11 protein-coding genes are annotated in these 9,908 nt (G+C 71.6%); 7 read left to right on the top strand and 4 right to left on the bottom strand.

Annotated features, from left to right (window positions below; genetic code table 11):
* Positions 1-246: 246 nt before the first annotated feature.
* Positions 247-1,020 carry a deoxyribonuclease IV gene (locus ACTIDRAF_RS0207005; protein WP_016698011.1) on the bottom strand — a complete coding sequence of 258 codons (774 nt, stop codon included), beginning with the start codon at positions 1,018-1,020 and terminating at the stop codon, positions 247-249.
* Between the two features lie 204 nt (positions 1,021-1,224).
* Between ACTIDRAF_RS0207005 and rpsF the strand changes: the two genes are divergently transcribed.
* The 6 genes from rpsF to ACTIDRAF_RS0206970 all read left to right on the top strand — a co-directional run bounded on the left by rpsF (position 1,225) and on the right by ACTIDRAF_RS0206970 (position 5,277).
* Positions 1,225-1,521 (top strand): 30S ribosomal protein S6, encoded by a 297-nt coding sequence (gene rpsF / locus ACTIDRAF_RS0207000; protein ID WP_081715277.1) that lies wholly within the window; start codon positions 1,225-1,227, stop codon positions 1,519-1,521.
* 22 nt (positions 1,522-1,543) lie between these two features.
* Positions 1,544-2,032: a single-stranded DNA-binding protein gene (locus tag ACTIDRAF_RS0206995; RefSeq protein ID WP_016698009.1), complete on the top strand. Its 489-nt coding sequence runs from the start codon at positions 1,544-1,546 to the stop codon at positions 2,030-2,032.
* A gap of 69 nt (positions 2,033-2,101) precedes the next feature.
* The gene (rpsR, locus tag ACTIDRAF_RS0206990) at positions 2,102-2,350 is read left to right on the top strand and encodes a 30S ribosomal protein S18 (RefSeq protein WP_016698008.1); all 249 of its coding nucleotides are present in this window, start codon (positions 2,102-2,104) and stop codon (positions 2,348-2,350) included.
* 18 nt (positions 2,351-2,368) lie between these two features.
* A complete protein-coding gene (rplI, locus tag ACTIDRAF_RS0206985) occupies positions 2,369-2,824 on the top strand; it encodes a 50S ribosomal protein L9 (RefSeq protein WP_016698007.1) in 456 nt (151 codons plus the stop codon).
* Positions 2,825-3,303: 479 nt separating this feature from the next.
* Complete coding sequence (dnaB, locus tag ACTIDRAF_RS0206980) at positions 3,304-4,665, top strand: replicative DNA helicase (protein ID WP_016698006.1); 1,362 nt, start codon at positions 3,304-3,306, stop codon at positions 4,663-4,665.
* Positions 4,666-4,974: 309 nt separating this feature from the next.
* Positions 4,975-5,277, top strand: a complete 303-nt coding sequence (locus ACTIDRAF_RS0206970; protein WP_016698004.1) for a hypothetical protein — start codon at positions 4,975-4,977, stop codon at positions 5,275-5,277.
* Between the two features lie 253 nt (positions 5,278-5,530).
* Here ACTIDRAF_RS0206970 and ACTIDRAF_RS27680 read toward each other — a convergent pair whose 3' ends face one another.
* From ACTIDRAF_RS27680 to ACTIDRAF_RS33650, 3 genes are all read right to left on the bottom strand, one after another.
* Complete coding sequence (locus ACTIDRAF_RS27680) at positions 5,531-6,640, bottom strand: NAD(P)/FAD-dependent oxidoreductase (protein ID WP_039786196.1); 1,110 nt, start codon at positions 6,638-6,640, stop codon at positions 5,531-5,533.
* A gap of 74 nt (positions 6,641-6,714) precedes the next feature.
* Complete coding sequence (locus tag ACTIDRAF_RS0206960; RefSeq protein WP_016698002.1) at positions 6,715-7,605, bottom strand: RNA polymerase sigma-70 factor; 891 nt, start codon at positions 7,603-7,605, stop codon at positions 6,715-6,717.
* A 111-nt stretch (positions 7,606-7,716) separates the two neighbouring features.
* Positions 7,717-8,631 (bottom strand): hypothetical protein, encoded by a 915-nt coding sequence (locus ACTIDRAF_RS33650; RefSeq protein ID WP_016698001.1) that lies wholly within the window; start codon positions 8,629-8,631, stop codon positions 7,717-7,719.
* Positions 8,632-9,150: 519 nt separating this feature from the next.
* On the opposite strand from ACTIDRAF_RS33650, the gene ACTIDRAF_RS0206950 reads away from it, so the two are divergent.
* Positions 9,151-9,908: diguanylate cyclase domain-containing protein (locus tag ACTIDRAF_RS0206950; protein WP_016698000.1), on the top strand; the 758-nt coding region annotated here is incomplete at its 3' end.

Here is a 9,908-nt window from a genome sequence, read left to right as displayed (position 1 = left end):
GTCCCGGTTCCGCCGGCCGCCGTGCCGGCGGAACCGGCCCCTTCCTCGCCCCGCATCTCATCCACCTGACTGTGCCCGCTCCGTCAGCCTGACCACTGGCCGGTCTCCCCCCGCTCCCTCAGCCACCGCGATGGCGCCCACCGGTCGGCGCGACGGGCCGCTCCGACTCCCGCATCCGAGGGCACGCCCCCGCCGTCGCGCCGCTGGTCGTCGTCCGCACGGCCTGGCCGGCGGCGCCCGTGCCGTTCAGGCCGCGCCCAGCCTGCTCCGCAGGAAGGCGATGTCCGCGGCCTGCCCCTCGGACGGAGTCTCCACCACCACCGGGGCGTTCGCCGCCGAGCAGACGCTGACCAGCAGCTCCGGGTTGATGGTGCCGTTGGCGATGTTGGCGTGGCGGTCACGGGAGGAACCGAACGGGTCGCGGGAGCTGTTCAGGTGCACCAGGTCGATCCGACCGGTGATGGACCGCACCCGGTCGACCACGTCGCCCAGGTCCTCGCCCGCCGCGAAGGCGTGGCAGGTGTCGAGGCAGAAGCCCGGTTCGTACTCACCGATCGCGTCCCACAGACGGGCCAGCACGTCGAACCTCCTGGCGAGCGCACCGTCCCCTCCCGCCGTGTTCTCCACCAGGACGGGGACCGGGAAGCCGCCCTCGGCGTGCTGCCGGCCGAACAGCTTCCGCCAGTTCTCGATCCCGACGTCCTCCGGCTCGCCCTTGCGTACGTGGCCGCCGTGCACGACCAGGCCGGCCGCGCCGGAGGCGGCCGCGGCCTCGGCATGGGACAGCAGGAGCTTGCGGGAGGGGATCCGGATCCGGTTGTTGGTGGAGGCGACGTTGATGACGTAGGGCGAGTGCACGACGAGCCCGACCCCGGCGGCGCGGAGCGCCTCCGCCTGGGGGTGGGGAGTGGCGGCCTTCCAGCTCTTGGGGTCCGCGAGGAAGACCTGCACGACCTCGGCGCCCCTGGCCTCGGCCTCGTTGAGCGGATCGTCGTCACCGACGTGGGCACCGATGAGCATGGCCCCGAGCCTAGCTGCCCGGATGCTCCCGTGGGCCGATCAGTGGCGCCGGTCGCCCGGTGCGCCCCGGCTCTCCCCTCGGGAGGGGAGGCCTGAGGACCCGGCGTCGCCGACGCTGCTACGGTGGTCGCCGTTGCTGACGCGACGACCCTCCTGCCACGGAGAGCCCGTGGCCACCAAGCCCACAGGAGGTGAAGGTCAGTCATGCGTCATTACGAGGTCATGGTCATCCTGGACCCGAGTCTGGACGAGCGCACCGTGGCTCCCTCGCTCGACACCTTCCTCAACGTCATCCGCACCGGAGGCGGCGAGGTCGAGAACGTCGAGGTGTGGGGTCGCCGTCGCCTCTCCTTCGAGATCAACAAGCACAGCGAGGGCATCTACGCCGTCCTCGACCTGCGTGCCGACTCCGACACGGTGAAGGAGCTGGACCGCCAGCTCTCCCTGACCGAGTCGGTGCTCCGGACCAAGGTGCTCCGCCGCGAGACCGCCAAGTCCTGACCAGCGAGAGGCGTGACCCACGATGGCCGGTGACACGGTAATCACGGTGGTCGGCAACCTCACCGCCGACCCGGACCTGCGGTTCACCAAGACCGGCGCGGCGGTGGCCAGCTTCACGGTCGCCTCCACCCCGCGCACCTTCGACCGCCAGAGCGGCGAGTGGAAGGACGGCGAGGCGCTGTTCCTGCGGTGCAGCATCTGGCGCCAGGCGGCGGAGAACGTCGCCGAGTCGCTGCAGCGGGGCATGCGGGTCGTCGTGCAGGGCCGGCTCAAGCAGCGCAGCTTCGAGTCCAACGGTGAGAAGCGCACCGTGATCGAGATGGACGTCGACGAGATCGGCCCGTCGCTGCGCTACGCCACGGCGAAGGTGAACAAGGTCAGCCGAGGCGGCGGTTCCGGCGGATTCGGTGGCGGTACGCCCGCCGCTCCCGCGGACGACCCGTGGGGCTCCGCGCCGCCGGCTGGTCCCAGCGGCAACAGTGGCGGATACGACGACGAGCCGCCGTTCTGATCCGTCCCGGATCAGCCACGGCACGCGCCGCCCCGTCGAAGATCTGACGAGTTTCAGGAGTAACACCAGATGGCCAAGCCCCCCGTTCGCAAGCCCAAGAAGAAGGTTTGCGTCTTCTGCAAGGACGCCCGGAAGGGTGTCTTGACGAACATCGACTACAAGGACACCACGCTGCTGCGGAAGTACATCTCCGACCGCGGCAAGATCCGCGCCCGTCGGGTGACCGGCAACTGCAGCCAGCACCAGCGTGATGTCGCCGTCGCGGTGAAGAACGCCCGCGAGATGGCGTTGCTGCCCTACACCTCCACCGCTCGCTGACCAGGAAGAGGATCGAAGATGAAGCTCATCCTCACCACGGACGTGACGGGACTCGGTGGCCCGGGCGACATCGTCGAGGTCAAGGACGGCTACGGCCGCAACTACCTCGTTCCCCGCGGCTACGCCATCCTGGCGACCAAGGGCGCGGAGAAGCAGGTGGCCACGATCCGCCGTTCCCAGGAGGCCCGGCGGATCCGTGACCTCGACCACGCCAAGGAGGTCAAGGCGACGCTGGACAACCTCGGACCGGTCCGGTACGCGGTCCGCGCCAGCGCCGACTCCGGCAAGCTGTTCGGCTCGGTCACCACGGCCGACGTCGTCTCGGCCGTCAAGGCCGCCGGCGGCCCCCTGCTCGACAAGCGGGCCGTGCAGCTGCGCGGCCACATCAAGAAGACCGGCAAGTACGGCGTTGACGTCCGGCTCCACCCCGACGTCAAGGTCGACCTGCGGCTCGAGGTCGTCGCCGCGAGCTGAGGCTCCGCCGCCGGGCGAACCCCGGCGGGCGGTGCCGTTGTCACCGACGGACCCCCACGTGTCCCGCTCCGGACCGGGAGCGACACGTGGGGTCCGTGTCGTTCCGGCCCTCCGCGCGTGGTCGTCCGCTCCCGGCGCTCCCCCCCGATGAGGAACAGGAGCGACACGCCGAACTCACAACTTGGACCGACACGCCGCAGATCGGGCCGTCGGTTTATCCACAAGTTATCCACAGCCCCTGACCTGCACTGATGTCGGGGGCGCCGTGAGTTGTCCCCAAGTTATCCCCAGTTCTCCACCGAAATGTGGGCAACCTGCCCCGGGTTGTCCCCAGGTTGTCCACAGGCTGCCCCCATGCCTGTTTGCCTGGGCACGCCGGGGCGCCCTAGCGTGCCGCCACGGGGGTACGCGGTGCTGTCACGCCCAGCTGGGGCCGGGGCCAGACCGAGACCGACACCACAGGAGTTCGAGGGGGACAGGTGGCGCTGACCGACGAGCGGGCTGCCACGCCGGAGGGCTTCGAGCGGCAGCCACCCCAGGACCTGACGGCCGAACAGTCGGTGCTGGGCGGCATGCTGTTGAGCAAGGACGCGATCGCCGACGTGGTCGAGGTCATCACGCCCAACGACTTCTACCGCCCGGCCCACCAGGCGATCTACGACTGCGTCCTCGACCTCTACGGCCGGGGTGAACCGGCCGACCCGATCACGGTCTCGGCCGAACTGGAACGCCGGGGCGAGCTGACCCGGGTCGGCGGCGCCCCCTACATCCACACCCTGATCGCCACCGTCCCCACGGCGGCCAACGCGGGGTACTACGCCGAGATCGTCGCGGAGAAGGCGGTGCTGCGACGCCTCGTCGAGGCCGGCACCCGCATCGTCCAGCTCGGCTACCACGGCGCCGAGGGCGCCGACATCGACGACGTGGTCGACCGTGCCCAGGCCTCCATCTACGAGGTGACCGAGCGGCGCACCTCCGAGGACTACTCGGTGTTGGAGGACCTGCTCCAGCCCACGATGGACGAGATCGACGCCATCGCCTCCCGAGGGGGGATGTCCCTCGGGGTCCCCAGCGGCTTCACCGACCTGGACGCGGTGACCAACGGTCTCCACCCCGGCCAGATGATCATCGTGGCCGCGCGTCCCGGTGTCGGCAAGTCCACGCTGGGGCTCGACTTCGCCAGGTCCTGCTCCATCAAGCACGGCATGACCAGCGTCATCTTCTCCCTGGAGATGAGCAAGACCGAGATCGTGATGCGGATGCTCTCGGCGGAGGCGCGGATCCGGCTCCAGGACATGCGGGGCGGCCGGATGTCCGACGACGACTGGACCCGGTTGGCCCGGCGGATGAGCGAGGTGAGCGAGGCGCCGCTGTTCGTGGACGACTCGCCCAACCTGACCATGATGGAGATCCGGGCCAAGGCGCGGCGTCTGAAGCAGCGCAACGACCTCAAACTCGTCGTCGTCGACTACCTCCAGCTGATGACCTCGGGCAAACGGGTGGAGTCCCGCCAGCAGGAGGTCTCGGAGTTCTCCCGGAACCTCAAGCTCCTGGCCAAGGAGTTGGAGGTGCCGGTGGTGGCGATCAGCCAGCTGAACCGTGGCCCCGAGCAGCGCACCGACAAGCGCCCGATGCTCTCCGACCTGCGGGAGTCCGGCTCGCTGGAACAGGACGCCGACATGGTCCTGCTGATCAACCGCCCGGACGCCTGGGAACGGGACGACCCCCGGATGGGCGAGGCCGACCTGATCCTGGCCAAGCACCGCGCTGGCCCGACGTCGACGATCACCGTGGCCCACCAGCTGCACTACAGCCGGTTCGTGGACATGGCCCAGACCTGACCCCGGCACCTGACGAAGGCCTGGCCCTGTGGCGCGTTCCTGGTCCGCCGGTCACCGGTGGCCGACGTGCCCTCCTGGAGCGGGTTGGCGCCACACCCGTGATCGGCCGCCCCGCGCGGGGGTCGCCGGACAGCCACGACGAAGAACAGGGACGGTCGCCCTCGCCTCGACGGGCTGGAGTGTTCCGGCACTTCCCCACCGAGGAGGAGCTCCTCGCCGCCGTGCTGGAGGACTACGTCGCCGAGCGGGTGGAACCGGTTCTGCGGCGCGCCGCCGCTTGACCGCGACCCGCGCCGCGCGCTGGCCACCGTGCTGGCGGAGGGCACCGCCGCGTTCGTCGAGCACCCGAGGATGTTCGAGCTGGTCGGCGGAGGCCAGGCCGCCGCCATCGCCAGCCGCTACCCGCACCCTCTTGACGAGGTGTTGACCCGGGCCAGGCAGGCGGGCGTGGTGCGCGCCGACCTGACCCCGGGAGACTTCCCCTGCCTGGTCGCCATGCTCGTCGCGAGCGCGGACCACGTCGGTCGGGGCTGGTCCCACTACCTCGCGCTCGTGCTCGACAGCCTGTCCCCGCCGGGCCAGCACGCCGCTGCCCCGGCGCCGGGAACCTGATCCCGCCCGAGCCGCGACGGCGGTTCGAAATGGCAGTCCCCCGAACCTTGGGCCGGTCCTCGTGGCGCCCCTGACGGGATGACCGCGCCGGCAGGTCAGGACGACCGCGGTGCCGCCCCGGTGGGGACCGGCGGGCACCTCGGGCGGCGGAGGTGGTGGGCACGACCCCGCGCCCACCGAGCGGCGCCGCCGCCCGCCCCCTGAGGCCCACCGGTCGGACGAGCCGCGAACGCGGCCACCCGAACCACCGTCGTCAGGCCCCGGCCAGCCACGCGGCGACCCGAACCACCCTGTGCTTGATCCATGCGGCGGGTGGCCCCGTCAGCACGGCACCCACGGGGCGACCGCCTCCCCGGAACAGCTGGACGACGGCGTTCCGGCGGCCGAGAGCCACGTCCAGACCGAGGTCACGGATGCGGGCCGGTTTCCCCGCCCGCCCCCGCAGGGTTCGTGCCAGGTCCACCGCGGCGTGGCGCCCCATCGGTAGAGCGGCCTGGCAGGACATCCGCGTCTCCCCACCCGTCACGGTCGGCCCGCTCGCGCTGTCACCCACTCCGTACACCTCGGGATGCGACACCGAACGCAGCCGCGCGTCCACGACGAGACGCCCGAGCTCGTCGGTCCGCAACGCCGAACGCGCGGCGAGCGGTGGTACCCGGAAACCGCCGGCCCACACGAGGGCGGTGCACCCGAGCCGCAGCCCCTCGGCCGTCACCACCCCGTCCCGCTCGACCGCCGTGACCCGCTGGTGCTCGCGAACCCTGACACCCAGCCGCGCGAAGGTCCGACTCAGGTGACGCCGCGCCCCAGGAGACAGCCCGTCCCCCAGCTCCGATCGGGTCACCAGTTCGACCGACAGGTCGGGCCTGGCCTCCGCGAGTTCGGCCGCCACCTCGACACCCGTGAGCCCCGCGCCGACGACCACCACCCCCGCCCCGGCCGGCAGCTCGTCGAGCCGCTCCCGGAGCCGGGTGGCGCCCTCCACGTCGGCCACCGCGAAGCCGTGTTCGCGGAGCCCGGGGACGGCGTCGAGGTCAGCGGTGCTGCCGAGCGCGTACACGAGCGAGTCGTAGGTGATCCTGCCGGGGCGGTCGATCAGGGTCACCGCACGCGCCTCGGCGTCGATCTCCGCCACCTCGCCCACGACGAGGTCCACCCCGCTGCCGGCGAGCGCGCGGGACAACGGCTGGCCTGGCGGCACCTGCCGGGCCGCGACCTGGTGCAGCCGCACCCGCTCGACGAAACGCTCGGACCTGTTGACCAACGTCACGCGGACGTCGGACCCGCGCAAGAGCTTCGCGGCTCGTCGGGCGGCCGTCAAACCCGCGTAGCCGGCGCCCAGGACGACGATGTGGTGCGTCATGGTCGTTCCCCTTTCCGTCACCGGGATGACCAGGACGGAGGCCGTCATGTGACAGGAAACGGGCGTGACGCCCGTCACCCCAACTGGGCGGCGGCGAACCTCAGCTTCTCGGGGTTGAGAACGACCCGAACCGCGGTGACCTGCTCGCCGTCCGTATCGATCGCCAGCACACCGAGCAGGTTTCCCTCGATCATGAGGAGAACACCGAGCTCCCCGTTCACCTCGGCGAACCGCGTGGTGACACGGGCCGCCCTCGGGTGGCGGGGGAGAGCCGTCAGGTACCGCGCCAGGGCACCCCGACCCGCCACCGGCCGCCGGGCGGCCTTCTCCAGACCGCCACCGTCGGCCCAGGACACCGCGTCCTCGGCGAGGAGGTCCTCCAACCCCTGAAGGTCCCCCTCGACGGCCGCCGTCAGAAAGCGCTCCACCACCCTCCGCCGCTGCTCGGGATCGACGGAGAACCGGCCACGAGCGTCGGAGAGCCGGACCCGCGCCCTGCGGTGCAGTTGCCGGGACCCCGCCTCGCTGACACCGAGGACCTCCGCGATCTCGCGGTGCGAGTGGCCGAAGGCCTCACGCAGGACGAAGACGGCACGTTCCGGAGGTGTGAGCCGTTCGAGCATCACGAGCACGGCCAACGAGATCGAGTCCCGCTGTTCCACCGTCTCCAGCGGCCCCACCCCGTCGCGGTCGGTGAGCACCGGCTCCGGCAGCCACGGCCCGACGTAGTTCTCCCGTCGGGCCCGAGCGGAGGACAACCTGTTCAGGCACAGGTTGGTGGTGACACGGGTGAGCCAGGCCTGGGGCGACACGAGTTCCTCCCGGTCAGCCCCGTACCAGCGGAGGAAGGCGTCCTGCGTCACGTCCTCGGCCTCGGCGGCCGACCCCAGCATGCGGTAGGCCAGCCCGAAGATGCGGGGTCGCTGTTCCTCGAACACTGCCAGGTCCGGATCACCGGTCTCCACGACGGGATCGTAAACGCTCGCCCCGCTCCCGACCCGGCCTCCGAGACGACCGAGGGCAGCGACGGTACGTCACCCCTGGCCGGCGACGGCGCGTCCCCCACGCCGTTCCGGTCACCGGTTCGCGAACATCCCGAGAACCACCAGCAGCGCGACGACGCCGACGGGAACGAGTGCCGAGCGGCCGAGCCAACGCCAGAACCACCGGCGCAGGGGGTTCGCCTCGGCGGGCAGTGACCGCAGGACCACGGCGGGCGAGGGACCGACCTTGAGGAAGAACCACAGCCGTTGCACCCGGAACCGGGGGAACCGCCACGCCGGCACACCGGCTCCGGTGCGAAGCCGGCGGGCCAGGTGGTCCAGTTCCCGACGCCAACCGCGGATCCGGGCAGACCGGACGAAGGCGTCCTCGGAGAGCCGGCGGAGGGCGACCGACATCACCAGACCCCAGCCGACCAGCAGCGGTGGGCCAGCCACCAGCAGCCCGAGCGCTCCCCTCGGGGGGAGCGAGACGAGCACGAGGACGAAGACGAGCGCCACGAGGACGAGCCCGATGAGGACCGAGTCGGGCTTCGAGGCCCGGTGCCGCTGCTCGAGGGAGGTGGACCGCGCGTACCACGCGTCCATCCGGGCGTGGACCGCGTCGATCCGCGCCCAGTCGTGGGAAGCGCTGCCCCGGACCGGCCGCCCCGACCAGGCCGCCAGCGCGACCTCCGCCGCGTTCCGATCCGCCACCGCCCGCCGGTACTCCGCCCCGACGGGTCCCCACCGGTCGGTCAGCGGGCGCAGCGTCGTCCACCACACCAGGGCGAGCAAAGCCCCCCAGCCCACCACCACGAGGCCCAAGGTCGCCATCCCGGCGCCCCGCGCGGAGAACACCGCGACCAGGCCCACCACGGCGCCCAGCAGCGTCCCCACCACCCCCGCCGCGAGGGAACCCGCACCGACGGAGGTCAGGTGCCGCCAGGACACCGCGACCACCCGCTCGTCGAGTTCCCGGAGCCGGGCGAGTGCTGGCTCGTCGTCCACACCGTCTCCTCCCACCGGATGTCGGCCACTGCCACCCCCGTCGGTGGGACGGCGGCCCGTCCGACGCGGTTCCACCGGGACGCACCGCGTGCTCGAACGAGCCCACCGGGCGATGTGGGCCGCCCCGCCGCCCCAGCGGCGGTGGGACCGGACCCGGGGCTCACGAGCAGGGCGGCACCGGGGCCACCCGCGCGAGTGCGGCTCCCCCTCCCCGGGCCCGCACTCGGTCTCCTCCGGCGAGGGTGGCCCACCAAGGCAAGCCTGATCATCCGTTCAGTTGAAGGGTGCTACTCGATCGACTGATCGTCACCCGCTCGGTCGCGGCCGAACGAGACAAAACCGCGCAACGCCGCGACTCCCGTCCCACTTCCGAGGAGGTCTTCACGCCGAGCCAACTACCCGTCGTCAACAGGACAACAGAATCCCACCCTACCGAGTGGTAGCGGCGCGCTTGAACTGTTCGTGCTTCCGGGGGAAGCTCAGCCCCAGTGCTCCGTTCGGCGGAAGGTATGGGGCCACATGGGTGCCGTGGGGACGGCGGCACGGCGGGGGACCGGGACGGTCTGGGACGAGCTCGTCGCGGAACTACCGGTGGGAGTGCTGCTGGAGGACGAACGCGGCGACATGATCGCCGCGAACGAGCTCGCCGGAGCCTTGCTCGGGTTGAGCCGCGAAGGGCTGCTCAACGGGAGGAGGCCGGCGGGTTGGGCGCTGCGTGACGACTCCGGAGCCCCGTTGCCGGACACCTGCGCACTGCTGACCCAGCTCCGCAGGAACCCTGGAACCCTGACCATGCCCCTTGTCGTACGACACCCCGCCACCCCGGAGACCCGGCTGATCGGCACCTACCACCTGGTGAGCCACCGGGGTCGCCCGGCGCTGCTGGTCCTGCTTCGCCCGGTCGACAGCACCGCGCTCGGTGAGGACGTCGGAAAGGACCCCCTCACCGGGCTCCCGGGCCGCGCCCTGCTCTTCGACCGGCTGGAACAGGCCCTCGCCCGTGCCGACGTGCACGGAACCCTGGTCACCCTCGTCCTGCTCGACGTGCAGCAACTCGCCCTGTTCAACAGCAGGCACGGATTCCAGCGCGGTGACGAGCTGCTGCACCTCATCGCGATGAGGCTCCGCACCGGGATGCGCCGGGACCACACCGTCGCCCGGTACGGCAGTGACGAGTTCGCCGTGATCGCCGAACACCCCCGGGGCAACGGCGCTCCCATCGCGCTCCGGGCGCGGGAGGTCGTCAGCCAGCCGACACGGCTCGGAGGCGCCCGCCC

Source organism: Actinoalloteichus spitiensis RMV-1378 (genome assembly GCF_000239155.1).
GTDB lineage: Bacteria > Actinomycetota > Actinomycetes > Mycobacteriales > Pseudonocardiaceae > Actinoalloteichus_B > Actinoalloteichus_B spitiensis.
Note: the sequence above shows the minus strand (reverse complement) of the source record. Positions and strands in the feature narration are given on the sequence as shown.